Genomic DNA, 19,012 nt, shown 5'->3' with positions numbered 1-19,012 from the left:
CCTGTCAGTTATGCAGGTATGGGGTAATTCACAGAATGGTTCTGCTTATTACTCGTTCAATATGAATAAAAGTAATGTATTTTGTTTGATTGGCAAGGAAATGGTGAGTTTGATCCTTATAAAATACAGCTCTTCATTTTACTGGTTCCCCCTGTTAACAGTCGGTTACTGCCCTCTATTTATCAAGTTATAAGGCACATGTTTTATTCAGATACTTTGCTGGATTGTATTGCGTAAGTCAGGGCCGTAGCTTTGGCTCAATGCGGCTTTTTGTTGTCATCCATGTTGCAATATTTGACCGAACCCTTGCTTTCGCCCCGTCGTTTTTCAGCCAGAGCTCAACCGTTTTCCCGATGGTGATTAATTGAAGAACAGATACATTGGAGGGATCCTGTTTACCCGTCGATAACAGACGCTATAGCCCCGTATTTTCTGCTCATGGGGATTGTGAATGGGTGTTACCGGTTGGCCTGGGACTAAATATGCTCGGACGCGTTGTTCTTCCAACAGCACTGCTGCTATTGACTTATGGCTTTTGGGTTAGCTCAGAGCTTCAGGTGATCACGGCGGGTGTGGTTATTTTTCTGCTGGGCATGGTTTATCTGGAAAAGGGGTTTAAGGTCTTTACAGGGGGGCTGCTTGAGGCGTTCCTTCAGAAAACCACCGACAGTCTCTGGAAAAGTCTGGCCTTCGGTATCACCACGACCGCTGTCCTTCAGTCCAGTTCGCTGGTTTCCGTCATTGTTATTTCATTTCTCAGTGCCGGCCTGATTGGCTTGGCTGCAGGCGTAGGCATCATTTTTGGGGCAAATCTGGGCAGCACTGTCGGTGCATGGTTAGTTGCCTTGTATGGTATGAAGTTAAAGCTGATTTCCTATGCCATGCCCTTACTCGTTTTCGGTTTGATTTTGAGGAGTCAGCGGGAGAAAACATTCAGTGGCTTCGGCTGCATCTTGCTGGGTATTGGCTTTCTCTTTCTTGGTATTCATTACATGAAAGAGGGTTTTGAAGCATTCCAGACTGTGATTGATTTCAGTAGCTTCTCCATGGAAGGAATGCAGGGCATTCTGGTCTTCACGATCTTTGGTGTTCTGGCCACCATCATCATGCAGTCCACCAATGCGGTATTGGTACTCACCTTTTCTGCCCTGGCAGCGGGGCAGCTGACTTACGATAATGCGTTAGCACTGGCTATCGGTTCAAATATCGGTACAACCATAACGGCAGTGCTGGGAGCGATGGGGGCAAATGCAGCAGGGAAGCGATTGGCTGTGGCACATATTACGTTTAATGTGGCCACCGCTGCTCTGGCTATCCTTTTGTTGCCCCAGTTAAAAGTGCTTGTGGATTTTACTGCCGGATTCTTTCCAATCGGGGCAGACGACTACACGCTGAAGCTTGCGCTGTTCCACAGTCTCTTTAATGTCATGGGAATAGTCGTTCAACTTCCTTTTTTCCAGCTGCTTATCCGTTGGCTGGAGACGCTCTTTGTCGATCCTGACAGGCAGTCTCATCTGAATCTTGCCACTGAGGATAATCCTGCCATTCACCGGGCGCGCTACTTAACCCCGGCAACACTGAATTATCCGGATACGGCGCTAAGAGCCCTGACCCGGGAGTGCGACCATTTATACAGAAATACACTCGAACTGATCTGTTATGGAATATATCTTACCGGTGACAAGCTGAGGGAGTCGGACAGTCTGACGGATCTGGTGAACAGCTGGATACGCGATGATCAGCCATGGACCATAAAAGAGCTGTATATTCGACATATCAAAGGTATCTATGCGGACATTATCCACTATTCAGGAGCCATAGAAGGGAATCTTCCCAGAGCGCAGGTGCAGGAGTTATTTGCGCTTAAAGTTGCCTGTCGTGATTTTGTCCAGGCCATAAAGCATGTCAAGCATATCTATAAAAATATGGGGTATTACCTGCATTCGGATAATGAGCAGATACGCCACCAATACAACCAGCTCAGACTGTGCCTTGCCTCAGTCCTGAAGCTTATTGATGTATTGGGAGTACGACGCAATTATGATCATATTCGTCAGCATGCGGAACAGTTAAAGCTGGAGCTGAGTGAGCAGGATGAGCAGATGCACAGAAAACTGAATGAACTCATTCGCTCCAACCTGGTTGACTCATTTATGGCCAGCTCTTTGATGAATGACAGTGCCCATGTACATGATGCCTGCACCAGTCTTATTGATGGAGCCGTGATTATGTTAACCAGGGATCGCGAAGAATATCGAGAGATCGATCTTAATTTTGAGGCTCGATCTACTCCTCCAAAAAACGTTGCTGGCTCTTTTGAAAAATGAGTGAGCCATGAATTACTCACTGACCGACCTCGTTCAGGTTTCCAGACTCGGGAGAAGCGGTAACTACTATGCATGCAGTGACTCCAGGGGAATTTTTACACCCAGAAGTTCATCAGCGAAGCGGATAACTGCTACCTCTGCGGCCCTGATGTCGTCATTAACAAGTTGGGTTTTGTTGGCAGCCCCGGCGAAATTCAACACGAGATTTGCGTCGGCAAAACGGCCCAGATCTATTGAAAAAATACCAATTTCTTCCGTCAACCTCTCAATTTCTCCTTCTTCCGCCAATCTCTCAGCATTCGAATGATTCTCACTGACTGCAAGTGATAACAGCAAGGCCGCTTCATTGCTCAGGGTGGCCGGATTGTCGCTCTCCTCCGTCAGCAGGGTTACCAGTTCAAACTGCCAGTTGTCGGACAGCAGCTTGATCAAATCTGACTCCGGATTGAACAACGCCTCCTGAAGCTCCATGTATATCTGAGCCAGCTTTTCGGCACATTCAGGCTGCCTGGGGTAGCTCAGACGGGCAGAGAGGCGGGCGACGGTTTCCCGGTTAAAGTTGCCATAGGATACTGGCTCATCCAGACATCCGAAGCCCCAATTGCCGGTAATCTGCCTGCCTGCCAGGGTTAATGCATCTTTCAGCTGCGTCTGCTGTTGCACAGTAAATTCTGGCTCCGGGAATGCGCAGACAATAAAGTGCTCTAATAATGTTTGTCGATAGTTGTTGAATGTCGTTGGTTGGCCCTGGTATACCTCGGGTTGGGTAATTACCAGCTGATTGTCTTCCGCCGCATTGTCTCTTAAATTCACGCTGGGATTGGAGTCTGGAATATCATGGAATTTCTTGGCAAATAACTGAATTGATGCCGGGTCTGTGCAGTTATTAGCGGCCAGCAGTATTTTTATGGCGTTCAACCGGCTGGATTCTGCCACCAGGATTGAATGCAGATTAAAGGCAGTGGTGAAGTTATGGCACATGTGTATGAGTGCATGTGCAGGAACATGTTTCAGGTTTTCACCCAATTGATTAAGCCGGTTGGCCAGGACCTCAGCCCCCGGCTGATTACCAAAACTTTCAGTCGTGTACTGGTTTGTTGACTGCGCTGTCAGAAGCTGTTGGACAGGATGAGCCAAAATGGTCTGGGTTGTGTGGGTAGCTGGAAGAATCATAGAAACACCTGTTAATTAATAGGGACAACCAGTTTCCATAAGCTACACGCAAGCTGGAAAAGCCAGTGATATCCTTAATTTATATCAAGCAGGCTGAGTGAACAGCACTGATCGTATATCGACCTGTCAGATCAAAGACCCGAACAGTTCGTCCGTACTGTTTTGACACTGTGCGGTCAGATTAGTTCCTCACCACGTTGTTATGTACGTTGTTATGTACGTTGCTATGCCACCAGTAACTTGAAGCCTATTTTTGCCAGATAGCTTCGTTCTGAGTCAAAGTACGCTTCGGTCAGAGGGTGTTGTTCTAACCAGTCTTCCGGGAAAAACAGGGATATGGTAGAGCCGGATAAGCTTATGGAATATTCCGGTAAGGTATCGTCGCGACCATGACTCAGCACATTGGCAATGCGCAGCAGGATAATCAGCCGCATCAGCTTGCGTGATACCGCCTTGGGCCAGGCGGAAAGGAGTGACTTGGATATGGAACGTCTGTGGCCCCTGACGAGCAGCGCAAGTTGCTGCTGTTCTCTCTTGCTGAAACCCATCAGGTCAGAGTTATCGATCAGGTAAGCACCATGTCGATGGTACTGTGTATGGGAGATATCAAGCCCTATCTGGCACACACGCGCAGCCCAGGACAGCAGTTCAAGGTCGCAGTCACCCAGCTCCCAGATATCAGCCGTCATGGCAAAGCAGTTCCGGGCATGATTCATGACCCTGAAGGCCTGTTGCTCATCAACATGATAGCGGCTCATCAGGGCATTTATGGTTCGCTCCCGAACGTCTTCATGGCGGTCCCGCCCGAGCATGTCGTGCAGAACCCCCTCCCGAAGTGCACCGTCAGAGTAATGCATGCGTTCTATGCCAAGGGCATCGAAGCCTGCCATGAGAATGGCCAGGCCTGCTGGAAAAATCGCCTGACGATCTGGCTTCAGCCCGGGAAAACGAACACGGCCGATCTGGTTAAACTTCAGGACTTTGAGCTTGAGCATCTCCAGATTTTCCCGGGTGATGGTATCACTCTCTCCCATGGCCTGAAGAATGCTGCTGACCGCACGGATTGAACCTGATGACCCTACGGCATCAACCCAACCCAAACGGGTAAATGATTGTTCAATATTGAGTAATTCCAGTCGTGCAGCGTAATAAGCGGACTGGAATCGTTGTGGTGTGAGTTCTCCGCTGCCAAAAAAACGGTCGGTAAATACCACACAGCCCATGTGCAGGCTTTCCATCAACTTTGGCTCAAAACGTTCGCCAATAACGAACTCGGTACTCCCGCCACCGATGTCCATCACCAGACGGCGCTCATTATCATCGGACTGGGTTTGGGCAACACCAAGGTAAATGAGACGAGCTTCTTCCCTGCCCGCGATAATTTCAACCGGGTAGCCCAGGATAGACTGGGCCTGGTCAACAAAAGTATCGCTGTTTCGGGCCTTACGCAGGGCATTGGTACCCACGACTCTGACCGCTTGAAAAGTATTGCCAGCGAGGTACTGGGCAAACTGTTCCAGACAACTGAAGCCCCGCTTCATTGCTTCAGCCGTTAGCTCGTCGTGCTGGTTAAGCCCTGCAGCTAACTGAACCTTTTTGCCCAGCCTTTCTACCGGTCGGATTTCACCCTGATCCACCCTGGCAACGATCATGTGAAAGCTGTTTGAGCCAAGGTCTATGGCGGCTACCAGAGGTAGGCTGCCGGACTGTTCACGCCCTTGTTTTGTCATGGTATTTCATAGCTAATGTATTGAAAATATAATGTTTTTCAGTGCTTTCAATGCTCATTTCAACAACCAGACAATACCGGGTTGCAGACCGGAGCATAACCGATGTTAAAAGGTTAACTTTAATCGAGTTATGCACACAAATCCTACTGGCTGTATTGCCCGGGGCAAAGCTACACTGATGACTGAAAAACAGGCCTGTGTCATATGGCAATCTTATAAGCCTCCATGCTCGATGGCATTTTTATAGAAAAAAAAGCCACAAAATTCCATGAATCAGGCATAATAGGTCAGTTCTGGGCCGGTGATATCTTTTGGCAGCCTGTTTGGTTTGCCCTCGGTCAAGGCTCCTGAGTTTACTTTAAACACTTTTAAGTACTAATTAAGTACCCTGGTTAGGAGATCCATTCCATGAGCGAAATTGTCAAAGTGACAGATGACTCCTTCGAAGAAGTGGTTCTGAAGGCGGAAGGTCCGGTACTGGTTGACTATTGGGCTGAATGGTGTGGTCCTTGCAAAATGATTGCCCCCGTTCTTGATGAAATTGCCCAGGACTACGACGGCAAGCTGACCGTCTGCAAGCTGAATATTGATGAGAATGAGGCAACCCCGCCAAAATACGGTGTGCGTGGTATTCCTACGCTGATGCTGTTTAAGGGCGGCAACGTAGAAGCTACGAAAGTGGGGGCCCTGTCCAAATCACAGCTGACCGCATTTTTGGATAGCAATCTGTAATTGCTGGTCATTGGTGGTTGTGACAGACCGTTACAGCCACTTGACTGGCCTCAATTTTATAGCCATTTGATTAAATTTTTAAATCAATTCAGTTGACGAAGTCTTAATTCTTGATTATTTTCCAGAAATGGATATAGACTGTAATTACACAGGGCTGTCAGGAATCTTCTGACCTCAGGGATATGGCCCAGACAGGGCAGCCGTTATAAACACTCGCAGGCATCAATCAACACTTAGCTGTCCTTTATCATAATAAGTCAAATACTTTCTGATCTTCCTGCAAAGACAACGGCCACTTACCTTTCAATTTAACATTCGCACACTACTGGTTATGCATCTTACCGAACTGAAGAAAAAGTCTGTTCCTGAACTTCTGGCGATAGCGAATGAAATGGGTCTCGAAAACCTTGCCCGTTCCAGGAAGCAGGATGTAATTTTCACCATACTCAAACGCCATGCACGTAGTGGTGAAGATATCTATGGTGACGGTGTTCTGGAAATTCTCCAGGATGGGTTTGGATTTCTCCGTTCTGCTGATAGTTCCTATCTGGCGGGACCGGACGATATTTATGTTTCCCCAAGTCAGATTCGCCGATTTAATCTGAGAACGGGTGATACGATTTCCGGGAAAATTCGTCCACCCAAAGAGGGAGAAAGATATTTTGCCCTCCTCAAGGTGAATGAAATCAATTTTGACCAACCAGAAAATGCCCGCAATAAAATCCTGTTTGAAAACCTTACGCCATTGTTTCCCCAGGACCGTCTCACTATGGAGATGGGAAATGGTGCAACAGAGGATTTAACCGCTCGAATTATCGACCTGGTAGCTCCCATTGGCAAAGGTCAGCGTGGCCTGATTGTCTCTCCTCCTAAAGCGGGTAAAACACTGATGCTGCAAAATATTGCGGCAAACATTACCCGTAATAATCCGGAGTGCTACCTGATTGTTCTGCTGATTGATGAGCGTCCGGAAGAAGTTACCGAAATGTCCCGTTCCGTGCGCGGTGAAGTGGTCGCCTCTACCTTCGATGAGCCTCCTTCACGTCATGTGCAGGTTGCCGAGATGGTGCTGGAAAAAGCCAAGCGTCTGGTAGAGCACAAGAAAGACGTTGTTATTCTGCTGGATTCCATTACCCGTCTGGCCCGTGCTTACAACACTGTGATTCCCTCTTCCGGCAAGGTGCTTACTGGTGGTGTAGATGCTCATGCCCTTGAGCGTCCGAAGCGTTTCTTTGGTGCTGCCCGTAACATTGAAGAGGGTGGCAGCCTGACTATTCTGGCAACTGCACTGGTTGATACCGGCTCCAAGATGGATGAGGTTATCTTTGAGGAATTCAAGGGTACCGGTAACATGGAACTCCACCTTGACCGTCGGGCGGCTGAAAAGCGGGTCTTCCCTGCTATTGGTATCAACAAGTCAGGCACTCGCCGTGAAGATCTGCTGACCACAGAAGAAGAACTTCAGCGTATGTGGATTCTGCGTAAAATCCTGCACCCAATGGATGAAATTCAGGCCATTGAATTCCTGCTGGACCGTATGAAGCACACCAAGACGAATGAAGAATTCTTCCAGTCCATGAAACGGAAGTAATTTTTATTCCCACAGGAAGGACTGTGAGAAGGATGTCGATCACGATCACAGTCTCTGCCGGGGGATAAGGCCAAAGCCCCTGCAAGCCTGTTTCTACCAATGAGCCATTGCGCAACTACCTGGTCAGACTTTGATCTTTCAGTCCGTTCATTTTGCGGGCCGAAAAGACCGTGAAAGGCAAGCTTCGGTTATTCGATCCTCATAACCAGACAGCAATAATCTCTTTATCACCTGTTTCAACTGACGCAGTTTTCACTGTTCATGAGAAAACTGCCAAAGCCTGAAAAAGTCAGAGCCAAAGAAGAAATATTCATGAAATACAAGGATCTCCGGGATTTCATTGATCAGCTGGAAAAACAGGGGGAGCTCAGGCGAATCACGTTTGAAGTTGACCCGGTTCTGGAAATGACTGAAATTTGTGATCGAACCCTGAAAAAAGGTGGTCCCGCCCTATTGTTTGAAAAACCCAAAGGCTTTGATATGCCGGTGTTGGCGAACCTGTTTGGCACGCAGAAGCGGGTTGCCCTGGGGATGGGGCAGAAGGATATCGGTGCAATGAGGGAAGTGGGTGAGCTGTTGGCCTACCTGAAAGAGCCGGATCCTCCCAAAGGTTTGAGAGATGCCATTGAAAAGCTGCCGCTGTTCAGGCAGGTGCTGAACATGGGACCAAAGGTGGTTAAATCGGCACCTTGCCAGGAAGTGGTACTGCAAGGTGATGATATTGATTTAACCCGGCTACCAATTCAGACTTGCTGGCCAGGGGATGCCGCACCATTAATCACCTGGCCCCTGGTCATTACCCGTGGCCCGGAAAAAGAGCGACAGAACCTGGGTATTTATCGTCAGCAGCTGCTTGGCAAGAATAAATTAATCATGCGCTGGCTATCCCATCGGGGTGGGGCGCTTGATTTCAGGGACTGGCAGAAAAAACACCCGGATACCCCTTTTCCGGTATCAGTGGCTTTAGGCGCTGACCCCGCGACCATTCTTGGTGCTGTGACACCGGTCCCTGACTCATTATCAGAATATGCGTTTGCCGGTCTGTTGAGGGGCAGAAAAACCGAGTTAACCAAAAGTCGCACGAATGATCTGCAGGTTCCTGCCAGTGCCGAGATTGTCCTTGAAGGTTTTATCTATCCCGGCGAGATGGCGGATGAGGGCCCATACGGCGATCATACCGGCTATTACAACGAGGTTGAGTCATTCCCGGTGTTTACGGTTGAATGTGTGACACACCGGCGTAACCCCATTTATCACAGCACCTATACAGGGCGCCCGCCGGATGAACCGGCAATACTGGGATTGGCTTTTAACGAAATATTCGTCCCTATTCTCAAGAAGCAGTTTCCTGAAATTGTTGATTTTTATTTACCGCCAGAGGGTTGCTCTTATCGGCTGGCAGTCGTTACCATGCGTAAAGAGTATCCGGGGCATGCCAAGCGGGTTATGCTGGGTGTCTGGTCATTCCTGCGACAGTTTATGTACACCAAGTTTGTGATTGTGACCGATGATGATGTCAATGCCAGGGACTGGAATGATGTGATATGGGCAATGACTACTCGTATGGACCCGAAAAGAGACTCAGTCTTCATCGACAACACGCCCATTGATTACCTGGATTTTGCTTCTCCCGTTGCTGGACTGGGATCAAAGGTCGGCTTTGATGCCACCAACAAGTGGGAAGGTGAAACCAGCCGGGAGTGGGGAACAGCCATTTCGATGACAGATACCATTAAACATCGGGTTGATGCTATTTGGGATCAGCTTGGCATCGATAATTAATACGTATGTAGCATATAGCTTTAGGAAGCCCGGGGTTCCTGAAGTTTTAAGCGTTAGAGGTAGCGGTATTCGTGCAGAACAACCCAGTTTCCACCCAGTCTTGCCAGGTTGCCAATCTTCAGTTGTTATCGGAAGGTATTTACCGTGTCATCCTCAAGCCTCATGAGGGCTATTTCCCGGACTACCGGGCAGGGCAGTACCTTGAGATTCTCCTGGCAGGTGGTGAAGCCTGCGCGTTCTCTATAGCCAGTCCCCCGGTTCCCGGTCAAAAGGAGCTGGAATTACATATTCAAAAGTTATCTTCCAGCGCTAATTCCATTGAACTATTCAATGAGCTTGAGCAGGGAAGCATTTCAATCCGAATGCCAAAAGGTCAGTGCTTTCTTGAAAGTGTTCCGGATAAACCACTGGTGTTTATCGCTGCGGGTACCGGATTTGCCCAGATGAAAAGCATGATTGAGTTCTCATTGAACAAGTCAGGGCATCAAGATATCTACCTGTACTGGGGGGCTCGTTCGCCAGAAGGGTTTTATATGCCTAATCTTCCTATTCACTGGGCTTCTTCTCAATTTCACTACCACCCGGTGGTCAGTGATGCGCTTGGAGAAGCGGGCTGGCAAGGGCGTCATGGGCTTTTGTTTGAGGCGGTTATAGACGACAAAAACCTTCTCCTTGGCAGTGAGGTCTTTATCAGCGGATCTGTGCAGATGGTTTATGCAACATTTGATGCACTGGTAGCAGAAAATTTCCAGGCGAAAAATATTCACTCTGATGTCTTTGCATACGCGCCGAGATCTTGATAAGGCTTAATCATATCGACAGTAGATAATTCACATAGTTTAATAAAAACGACAGTATTTTTTATTTGATTACTGTCGTTTTTTATTAAGCCGTGGAAAAAGCCCGTCCCTTGTCTATATTCAAATCGAGTATAATCAATGCAAGGTACGGTATTCAGTATGCAACCATCACCCTCAAAAACAGATCAGGCAGGATTAAAAAATAGTCGGGTCCGGCAGAAAAACATTCAAATTATTCTTCAAGCCGCAGAAGATGAGTTTGTCGCCAGCGGATTTAAGGGAGCGTCTATTCGCGATATTGCCCACCGGGCTGGCTTGCCAAAAGCGAATGTGCACTACTATTTCAATAGTAAGGTTGAGCTATACGGTGCGGTGCTCAATCACATCATGGAGCTATGGCAGTCTGTTTTCAGTGGCCTCAACCCAGATGATGATCCTGAAACATCATTAAGACAATTTATCCGGGCCAAAATGAAATATGTGCTGGCTCATTCAAATGCATCCCGCATATTCAGTAGTGAAATACTGCATGGAGGGCAGCATATTAAAGAGCATTTGCAGCCTTTTAATGACTGGATTCAGGAAAAATCCGAGGTTATTAATGGTTGGATTGCCCAGGGTAAGATGAGACCGGTTGACCCCGTTCATCTGTTATTTACCATCTGGGCAACGACTCAATACTACGTCGACTATGGTCCCCAGGTTGCTTCTGTTCTTGGTAAAGAGGACCTGGATGCCGAGGACGTGGAAGCCTATACCGAAAGTGTCTGCCAGATGATACTGGGTGGCTGTGGAATCAATAACTAAAACAAACTTTTATAATGCTCTTTTAGTCATCACATTTTTCCATGGGGGAAGTTCATCGGAATAAGCCTTGAAAGGCTTATCCGAAAAGACGCTTAATCATTCTGCAGGTTACCCTGCAGAAATCACTTCAACCTTATCCACTTTCTGAAAGCCCCTGGGAAGCTTGTTGCCACGTCTTCCCCGCTCGCCACGATAATGCTCAAGGTCGGTGGCTTTTAAAGTAACATGGCGTTTGCCGGCAAAGAGTGTCAGCGCATCACCGTCATTGATGATGGCAAGCTGAGTCATCAGCTCATTTCTCTCGGCTGCACGGGCAGAGGCAATATTAATAATTTTATTGCCTTTCCCCCTGCCAAGCTTGGGAAGGTCCTGCAATGGGAATACCAACATTCGCCCTTCATTGGTGATGGCGGCCAGCATCGGGTTGTTGCCGCTTACGGGTATTGGCGTCAGTACATGGGCATTTTTGGGCAGTGTCAGCAGGGTTTTTCCGGCCTTGTTTTTACTGACCATATCGGAGAATTGTGCAATAAAACCATAACCCGCATCACTGGCCAGCAGATAACAATCACTGGCGTCACCAACACACAAACCTTCAAAGGTTGCGCCGGAGGGAGGGTTGACTCGTCCGGTTAATGGTTCACCCTGCCCTCTTGCCGAAGGCAGCGTATGGGTCAGAACGGAGTAGGCTCGCCCGGTAGAATCGAGAAATACTGAAGTCTGATTGCTCCGCCCTTTTGCAGATAAACGATAGCCGTCGCCAGATTTGTAATTAAGCGTCAACGGATCAACATCATGACCTTTGGCGCAACGTACCCAGCCTTTATTGGACAGTACGATGGTGACAGATTCAGAAATCATCAAATCTGATTGTGATAATGCCTGGGCTTCAGATCTTACGACGATGGGAGAGCGACGATCGTCGCCAAAACTTTCAGCATCCGCTTTGAGCTCTTTTTTTATAAGCGTCTTAAGACGTTTTTCTGATCCCAAGGTCAACTCAAGTGAATTACGCTCCCGCTCCAGGTCGTCCTGCTCTGCACGAATCTTTACTTCTTCGAGTTTGGCCAGATGTCGCAATTTGAGATCAAGGATGGCTTCAGCCTGAATGTCAGAAAGCCCAAAGCGCTCCATAAGAATAGCTTTGGGTTTATCTTCTGTACGGATGATTTCGATAATTTCATCAATATTCAAAAAGGCGATCATCAAACCTTCAAGAATATGAAGTCTGCTGAGCACTTTATCCAGCCGGTGTTGTAGACGACGACGTACCGTTTCACTGCGCCAGGTAAGCCACTCGCCCAGCATTTTGTCGAGGGCCTTAACCTGGGGGCGTCCATCAACACCGATCATGTTCATATTAACCCGGTAGGTTTTTTCCAGGTCAGTGGTGGCGAACAGGTGGTTCATCAGGCTGTCGGTATCTACCCGGTTAGACTTGGGAACGATCACCAGACGAGTCGGATTTTCATGGTCGGATTCATCCCGCAGGTCAGCGACCATTGGCAGCTTTTTGGCCTGCATCTGTGCTGCGATTTGTTCCAGAACCTTCGCTCCGGATGCCTGGTGTGGCAGGGCCGTCACCACAATATCACCACTTTCCTGCTGGTAGACCGCGCGCATTCGTAAAGAGCCCCTGCCCGACTCGTACATTTTGATCAGGTCAGACCGAGGGGTAATCAGCTCAGCTTCCGTTGGAAAATCAGGCCCGTGAATATGCTCACAAAGTTCGGCAACCCCTGCCCTGGGGTTCTCCAGCAGGTGAATACAGGCGTTGGCCACTTCACGCAGATTGTGCGGTGGAATGTCGGTTGCCATACCAACAGCAATACCGGTGGTGCCATTCAGCAAAAGGTTGGGTAAGCGCGCTGGCAGTATGGATGGCTCTTCCAGTGTTCCGTCAAAGTTTGGCACCCAGTCCACTGTGCCCTGGCCAAGCTCTCCCAGTAATGAGTCAGCATATTTAGTGAGGCGTGACTCGGTATAACGCATGGCGGCAAAGGATTTAGGGTCATCAGGCGAGCCCCAGTTACCCTGTCCATCCACCAGTGGGTAGCGATAGGAAAAAGGTTGTGCCATCAACACCATGGCTTCGTAGCAGGCGCTGTCTCCGTGGGGATGAAACTTACCGAGCACATCACCCACAGTACGGGCAGACTTCTTGAACTTGGCGGTATTTTTCAAGCCAAGTTCGCTCATTGCATAGATAATGCGTCTCTGGACAGGTTTGAGGCCATCCCCTATATGGGGCAGGGCACGATCCAGGATGACGTACATGGAGTAATTCAGGTACGCGTTTTCGGTATACGCTCTCAGGGACTGACGCTCAACTCCATCGTCGCCAATAAGGATCTGCTCCGCCATGCTTAAACCTGTTTCAGGACTCTGATAATAAATCCGTCATGATAACAAGTATCTTTCTTGTTCTAAAAGTTATGGTGGTATAACAATAAGATTTTTTTAACCACATTGGCAGAAATCAAAGCGATTCGATAAAAGCCACCAGAGCCTTTCGCTCACGGACATTCATCTTTAACACATTGCCCCGGGACTGTTTGGCTTCCCCGCCATGCCAGAGGATCGCTTCCATTAAGCTTCTGGCGCGACCATCATGCAGGAAGCCGGTTCTTCGATCCAAAAGCTGGGTATGGCCAATACCCCAGAGCGCCGGTGTGCGCCATTCTCTCCCAGTGGCCAGAAACTCCGGGCGTCCATCCGCAAGCCCCTCCCCCATATCATGCAGAAGAAAATCACTGTAAGGCCAGATCAGTTGATTGGCCTGCTCCTCCTCAATAACGGTCATGGCGGTTTCCGATTGAACATCCATGGAGGCCGTTCGGAAACTGGGTTGATGACAGCCCGCACAACCCGCTTCATTAAATAATTTCTTGCCCTTTAGCACCTCTGGCTTTTTGGCATTGGTGCGAACAGGCACCCCCACATTACGGCTGTAAAATACCACTTTATCCAGAACAAAGTCAGACACATCCGGTGCCGCACCGCTGGGAGCCTCCAGGCAATCCTTTTGCCACTCAGTACAGGATTCATCTGGAAACAGGCTGGTGGTCAGCCCCATATCCCCGTTGAATGCCCCAGCCGACTGCTGTCGCAGAGTCGGTACCCCTGCTTTCCAACCGAACCGGCCAATGGAGGTTCTCTGCTTCTGGATATCCCAGACCCGGTTGGCTCTGCCTGAAATACCGTCACCATCCTGATCTTCAGGGTCTTCATTCGCCAGCAGGCTGTTCTCGGAAATGGCTTCCAGCAGGCCGATGCCGATCATTGATGGCGTAATCCGCATGGATATCATGGTGTTTTCAGCCAAAGGCCCATAGCCAAGGTTTTCCATGGTGAATATCGGTTTTCGAAGCTCAACCTGATGACCATCGGCAAAGGCTACCTTGAAATATTCAAAGGTAACCCTGACCTTTCCTTCAGGCTTTACACCCTCAAGGGCATTGACCTGCAGCTGTCCACCGTAGGTAGGCTCAGGAATCACGCCTGATTTTTTCAAGCGTTTCTTCTGCTCATCAGTGATTGCCGGAATGCTGAGACGAACCAGAACCGATGCATCGGTCACCTCTCCATCTTCTGGTGCATGGCCTCTTCGATCATGAATATGGCAACCGCTGCAGCTGGGAGTATGAAACAGAGGCCCTAACCCATCCGAAGCCAGATCATCCCCGGATTCCGGCTGCCAGTCCTGGCGGAACAGCGCATTGCCTTTATGGAAGTTTAAGCGGTTAAATACCGGCATATTGGCGGAAGGCTTGGCAATGGTATTAAACCCGGAAACCCAAACAGAAGCAGTGCCACCGGGCATATCTTCCCCCGGCTGGAACTGTTCATAAGCTGGCCGCTTGTTATATTCCTTGGAAAAATCACAGCCAGACAGCAAAAACAGCAGACTTAAGACGATGAAAAAGAGGTTATTAGTCATGATCATCCTTGAAATCAATCCTTCATAACAGTTGCTGCCAGGGAAGCCTGAAGGCAGAAGCACGATGAGCGTGCTTTAAATTGAGGCTGTCTTCATGTGTTATTTTTGTTTATTTGTAATGCTGTTAATCGGCAAAAGTCAGACAATAATCAATTGCCCGGGCAGGGCAATTTAACGGTGATATGTAAATGAGCCGCCAGTACAGAGAGTCAGAAATCATGGCGCTGAACACACCGCAAACCATAACAACAAGACCAATGTTGGATTTATAGTTTTTTTCCGGTAGCCAGCCTGGGCTGTTTGCCAGAAAGTCCCATGGCGTACTTCATTACCTGGTTGATCGCGGGTGACAGCTTGCCAGCCAGAGTCAGGCCGAGATTTCGCAGAAGCTGCAGCGGCTTACTCTGATTACTGAAGGTATGGTAAAAAGCGTCCATGGTGTTCATCATCAAGGCATTATCGCTTCGTCTGGCCTGTTCATACCGGGCAAGAACCTCCGGGCTGCCGGGGTTTTCACCGGCCCTCAAGGCATCCACCAGAATTTCAATCAGCCAGGCGGCATCCTGCAAACCGAGGTTTACCCCCTGTCCTGCCAGGGGATTTATCGTGTGAGCTGCATCGCCGGCAAGAACGACACCCTGGCGAAAATATTCAGTAACATGGCGGCGGGCAATAGGAAAAGCACCACGCTCATGGAGCTCAATAACATCCGGCAGTTCAGCAGGAAAAGTGGTTACCAGCGCTTCAATGAAGTCCTCTTCGGACAGTGCCAGCAGTTCCCGAACTTTCTCCGGGTGGTTATACCAGACAATAGATCCGTAACTTCTGCCGTTAATATCCGGCAGTGGCAAAAAGGCCTCCGGGCCTGTCGGGGTAAAGGCCTGCCAGGTAATGTCCTGACAACCGCCCGCAATTTCGACCGTTGCCACCAAGCATTGCTGCTCATAGTCCCGTTGCTTCATGGCCAGCCCGGCAGCCTGGCGAACCCGTGAGTTAGCACCGTTAGCCCCCACTAAAAGATCACCGGAAAAGTGACGACCATCGGACAACTCAATCACCGGGGGCGTCGAAGAGGTATGAATGGTTTGAATACTGACCGGGCAGAAAAAAGAGACGGATGGGTAAGATTTGATGGCTTCTAACAGACCTGACTGAGTCACCCGGTTTTCAACAATAAAACCCAGCTGCGAGTGATGAATCTGCCTGGCGTCAAACATCACCCGGTTGGCTCTTGAATCTATCTCTTTGCCAAAGGGGGAGTGCAGTTTTTCCCACACTGCCATACGACGATACGGTGTCATACGCATGGACTGCATATGTGGCCATGCGCCCAGTTGGCGAAGAATTTCCTCCGATGCAGTGCTGAGTGCAGACACTCGCAGTTCAGGTAGTGCGTCCGCTGGTAATGGCGATGGCGCACAGTGGTCGAATAAGGCAACCCTTATTCCCTGCTGGCCAAGGCCACAGGCAATCGTGGCACCCACCATACCTCCGCCGACAATAAGTACATCGTAGTGTTGCTGGTCATCACTTTGTGCGTCTGTTCTTTTCATAAGCAAGCATTGTATGTAAGCGTCATAAATCCGTGCAGCAGCGCACACCATCTATCTTCATCAGGATCTTTTCACCGGGAATGGAATTAGTCAAATGAAGTGTCCGGGGGCACCCTTCGGGGGAAGATGCTATTGGCTGAGAAGGGATTATTGAGAAAGAACGTTAACTGCAGTCTGGTGATGGCCTTCACTCATCGGTCTGGCCATCATTAAACTCTTTGGTATTTCTCTCAGAGATTTTTTTCTTTTTGCGCCGGTTTTTTTTACGGGCCTTACGCATTTCCAGAGATTTATCCCGACCCTTTCTTGAGCCTGAGCGGTCAATGTAAGACTTGTGGTCTGTAGAGGAAGGATTTGCATTGCTGTCATTGTGACCCGTACTGTCGCCATTGCCCTGGCCGTAGTCAAGATGGGGAGAGGATGATGAATCAATTCTGTAACCGGAACTCACAATCTGGCCTCCTTGCTCAATGAGTTCCTATAAGTTTATACAACGAAATAGCGTAATTCTGTTCCTGTGTGACTAATGATTGAATCTGCCATGGCCTTATGAGAGATAGAGGCCTGGTTTTCAACCATAACAGCGTCAATAATCTTACCCGGTGCCTTGGTCAGGCTGGATAGGCGGAGATTAACCAGGGCAGCCTCTACGGCGGTCATTCCCGGGTTGAAGGCTACGTTTTCAGCATATCTACCGGAAATTATATCTCCATTATCTATAAGAAGAGCAACGCCTGAGTGACAGCCAGAATAAGGCGCATAACTCCGGCGGGCCGCTTCTGTTGCTGCATTGACCAGCTTATCAGCAGGGTCCGGGCTCTCGAAGGAGAGCAGCGACGGGCTCATCAGTCGAGTGTCTTGCTTCAGATCGCCGGGGCCAAAGGCGTCTGGTAGCAGGGTTGAGATCCTATAGTGGCGCTGCTGGTCACTATTGAGCTGACTGACCAGAATATCCACCTGGTCGATCCCGTTCAGTTCGTTCATAAACTGTCGGCAGTGCCCACAGGGGGCTTCATTGACCATCAGACGGCGCAGCCGGGTTTCTCCCTGGTGCCAGGCATTGCAGATCGCTGCCTGCTCGGCGTGAATGGCCATTTTCAGAGGCTGCCCGGCTATTTCAAGGTTTGCACCCAGATAGACCGGCCCTTGTCCTTCCGGTCGAAAGCCTTCAACAACCGCCCCTACGGAAAAATTTGAGATCGGGCAGGTGCTCATGGCGGCAGCGAGAGGAAGCAGTGCTTTGAGAAGATGCTCCGATGGCACCTCCATTAATCCCTGAAGCTCATTCACTTGCTCTGGCTCAAGGCGGCCCTGCTGGTGAATCAACTGTTGCAGGATATCCGCAGCATTAGCCGGGAACTGAGCCAGTTGATCCTGAAAAGCTCTGTGATTCATAGCGTTACTCCGGTGACAGGATTCAAGGCTGCTTATGTACTACGGAAAAGAGAGAATTTCCATTGCTCTTTTTCAATGGTTTACAGGGCTCGAAGGGATATGGATTTACCAGTAACAGAAACGGAATCACACTTTAGCTAAAGTTAATCGAGGATTGATTAAAAAAGGATTTGATTATGACCTGCGGCACCAATGGACTACATAAACCCGGGAATGCCCCAATAAAAATCCCTGAACAAGGAGGCGAATTTCCCGAAAAATCCGGAAAAATCGGCAAAGAGGGCAGTTGGAATGGGAGAACAATAAGTGCGGCCCCCAGTCAACAGCATGTTCCGAGAGTCGGTGGATCGGTCCACAGTGATAAAAGCAGCTGGACTATTACCAAAGCACTCTCAGGGATCGCCAGCGGCATCAATAACATGATATGCGGTCAGTCCGCCAGGGCGGCAGATATCTCCAAGGTATTGAAGGAAAATAATGTCGAGGATTTTAACAAACATCTTGAGGCGATGAAGGATGAAGTGATAGCACATAATCAAAGATGTGTGGAAAATAATCGGCAATCAGAATTAAAGTTGTTGCTCGAACCTATACAGCAACTGTCAGTCAACAATAAGCCCCTGCTTTATGCCCTGGCAGAATCTGGCAGTCCTGAGATGATTGCCGCGCTGTGCACCGCCGATAAAATCGCTCCCAGAAGTTTCTATACGGTCCCGGTATTTCAGGATGCTGCTATGAGCGACTATATCGAAGATAGTCTCCACAAGGGCGAGTTAAATGAGGCAGGCTGGTGGTGTCATTCAGGTACACCCGTTCATTATGCGTTAAGCTCCGGCAACTATGAGGCGGCAAAAGCCTTTTTGCAACACGGCGGCAGCCTCATTGGTTGCGAAGATATCCTCAGCAAGATGCCCCAGGATGTAAGGGATCAATTAGGGGAGGCTATTTTGGCTCATCAGAACGAGCTTGAGCCAAAACTCTTGAATATGAGGCCGGTTATAAACCGTATGGAGGGTGAGCAAAAAGCGGAAAAAATGGGTGATGGTATCCAGAATCCTGAACCGGTCTTCAGCCAGGATAGACTTGACATCACCACACTCGGAGCAATGGCAGTACAAATTGATAAGGATCTTCAACTGCTTCAGTCTCTGGCTAAATGACAGACGTTAGTTATCGCGTCTT

Annotated in this window: 14 protein-coding genes; 7 read left to right on the top strand and 7 right to left on the bottom strand. The window is 49.0% G+C overall.

The window, feature by feature from the left end; translation table 11 throughout:
- The first annotated feature begins 482 nt into the window (after positions 1-482).
- Complete coding sequence (locus CX664_RS03195; RefSeq protein WP_101745332.1) at positions 483-2,327, top strand: Na/Pi cotransporter family protein; 1,845 nt, start codon at positions 483-485, stop codon at positions 2,325-2,327.
- A 66-nt stretch (positions 2,328-2,393) separates the two neighbouring features.
- On the opposite strand, the gene CX664_RS03190 is transcribed toward CX664_RS03195, so the two are convergent.
- Positions 2,394-3,500 (bottom strand): hypothetical protein, encoded by a 1,107-nt coding sequence (locus CX664_RS03190; protein ID WP_101745331.1) that lies wholly within the window; start codon positions 3,498-3,500, stop codon positions 2,394-2,396.
- A 224-nt stretch (positions 3,501-3,724) separates the two neighbouring features.
- Complete coding sequence (locus CX664_RS03185; RefSeq protein ID WP_101745330.1) at positions 3,725-5,230, bottom strand: Ppx/GppA phosphatase family protein; 1,506 nt, start codon at positions 5,228-5,230, stop codon at positions 3,725-3,727.
- 408 nt (positions 5,231-5,638) lie between these two features.
- On the opposite strand from CX664_RS03185, the gene trxA reads away from it, so the two are divergent.
- From trxA to CX664_RS03160, 5 genes are all read left to right on the top strand, one after another.
- Entirely contained in the window at positions 5,639-5,962 is a 324-nt protein-coding gene (gene trxA, locus CX664_RS03180; RefSeq protein ID WP_101745329.1) for a thioredoxin TrxA, read from the top strand.
- 331 nt (positions 5,963-6,293) lie between these two features.
- Positions 6,294-7,553 (top strand): transcription termination factor Rho, encoded by a 1,260-nt coding sequence (rho, locus tag CX664_RS03175; protein WP_101745328.1) that lies wholly within the window; start codon positions 6,294-6,296, stop codon positions 7,551-7,553.
- Between the two features lie 312 nt (positions 7,554-7,865).
- Positions 7,866-9,335, top strand: coding sequence for a 4-hydroxy-3-polyprenylbenzoate decarboxylase (gene ubiD, locus CX664_RS03170; RefSeq protein ID WP_101745384.1), 1,470 nt, complete (start codon positions 7,866-7,868; stop codon positions 9,333-9,335).
- Positions 9,336-9,406: 71 nt separating this feature from the next.
- Entirely contained in the window at positions 9,407-10,135 is a 729-nt protein-coding gene (locus tag CX664_RS03165; protein ID WP_101745327.1) for a CDP-6-deoxy-delta-3,4-glucoseen reductase, read from the top strand.
- A 159-nt stretch (positions 10,136-10,294) separates the two neighbouring features.
- Positions 10,295-10,942, top strand: coding sequence for a TetR/AcrR family transcriptional regulator (locus CX664_RS03160; protein ID WP_101745326.1), 648 nt, complete (start codon positions 10,295-10,297; stop codon positions 10,940-10,942).
- A 108-nt stretch (positions 10,943-11,050) separates the two neighbouring features.
- On the opposite strand, the gene parC is transcribed toward CX664_RS03160, so the two are convergent.
- The 5 genes from parC to cdd all read right to left on the bottom strand — a co-directional run bounded on the left by parC (position 11,051) and on the right by cdd (position 17,830).
- Entirely contained in the window at positions 11,051-13,306 is a 2,256-nt protein-coding gene (parC, locus tag CX664_RS03155; protein WP_101745325.1) for a DNA topoisomerase IV subunit A, read from the bottom strand.
- 115 nt (positions 13,307-13,421) lie between these two features.
- Positions 13,422-14,882: a di-heme oxidoreductase family protein gene (locus tag CX664_RS03150; protein WP_101745383.1), complete on the bottom strand. Its 1,461-nt coding sequence runs from the start codon at positions 14,880-14,882 to the stop codon at positions 13,422-13,424.
- A 266-nt stretch (positions 14,883-15,148) separates the two neighbouring features.
- Positions 15,149-16,435, bottom strand: a complete 1,287-nt coding sequence (locus CX664_RS03145) for an FAD-dependent monooxygenase (RefSeq protein ID WP_101745324.1) — start codon at positions 16,433-16,435, stop codon at positions 15,149-15,151.
- 187 nt (positions 16,436-16,622) lie between these two features.
- The gene (locus CX664_RS03140) at positions 16,623-16,886 is read right to left on the bottom strand and encodes a hypothetical protein (RefSeq protein ID WP_101745323.1); all 264 of its coding nucleotides are present in this window, start codon (positions 16,884-16,886) and stop codon (positions 16,623-16,625) included.
- A 35-nt stretch (positions 16,887-16,921) separates the two neighbouring features.
- Positions 16,922-17,830, bottom strand: coding sequence for a cytidine deaminase (gene cdd, locus CX664_RS03135; protein ID WP_101745322.1), 909 nt, complete (start codon positions 17,828-17,830; stop codon positions 16,922-16,924).
- 464 nt (positions 17,831-18,294) lie between these two features.
- Between cdd and CX664_RS03130 the strand changes: the two genes are divergently transcribed.
- The gene (locus CX664_RS03130) at positions 18,295-18,990 is read left to right on the top strand and encodes a hypothetical protein (protein WP_145999789.1); all 696 of its coding nucleotides are present in this window, start codon (positions 18,295-18,297) and stop codon (positions 18,988-18,990) included.
- The last annotated feature ends 22 nt before the right edge of the window (positions 18,991-19,012 follow it).

The organism is Endozoicomonas acroporae (assembly GCF_002864045.1).
GTDB lineage: Bacteria > Pseudomonadota > Gammaproteobacteria > Pseudomonadales > Endozoicomonadaceae > Endozoicomonas > Endozoicomonas acroporae.
The sequence above is the reverse complement of the archived record's forward strand: the minus strand, read 5'-3'. Positions and strand labels throughout refer to the sequence as shown.

Coding starts and splice junctions, on each gene's coding strand:
- ubiD (WP_101745384.1), top strand. CDS start 7,866: ATGAAATACAAGGATCTCCGGGATTTCATTGATCAGCTGGAAAAACAG.
- CX664_RS03185 (WP_101745330.1), bottom strand. CDS start 5,230: ATGACAAAACAAGGGCGTGAACAGTCCGGCAGCCTACCTCTGGTAGCC.
- parC (WP_101745325.1), bottom strand. CDS start 13,306: ATGGCGGAGCAGATCCTTATTGGCGACGATGGAGTTGAGCGTCAGTCC.
- CX664_RS03190 (WP_101745331.1), bottom strand. CDS start 3,500: ATGATTCTTCCAGCTACCCACACAACCCAGACCATTTTGGCTCATCCT.
- CX664_RS03150 (WP_101745383.1), bottom strand. CDS start 14,882: ATGACTAATAACCTCTTTTTCATCGTCTTAAGTCTGCTGTTTTTGCTG.
- CX664_RS03145 (WP_101745324.1), bottom strand. CDS start 16,435: ATGAAAAGAACAGACGCACAAAGTGATGACCAGCAACACTACGATGTA.
- cdd (WP_101745322.1), bottom strand. CDS start 17,830: ATGAATCACAGAGCTTTTCAGGATCAACTGGCTCAGTTCCCGGCTAAT.
- CX664_RS03160 (WP_101745326.1), top strand. CDS start 10,295: ATGCAACCATCACCCTCAAAAACAGATCAGGCAGGATTAAAAAATAGT.
- rho (WP_101745328.1), top strand. CDS start 6,294: ATGCATCTTACCGAACTGAAGAAAAAGTCTGTTCCTGAACTTCTGGCG.
- CX664_RS03195 (WP_101745332.1), top strand. CDS start 483: ATGCTCGGACGCGTTGTTCTTCCAACAGCACTGCTGCTATTGACTTAT.
- trxA (WP_101745329.1), top strand. CDS start 5,639: ATGAGCGAAATTGTCAAAGTGACAGATGACTCCTTCGAAGAAGTGGTT.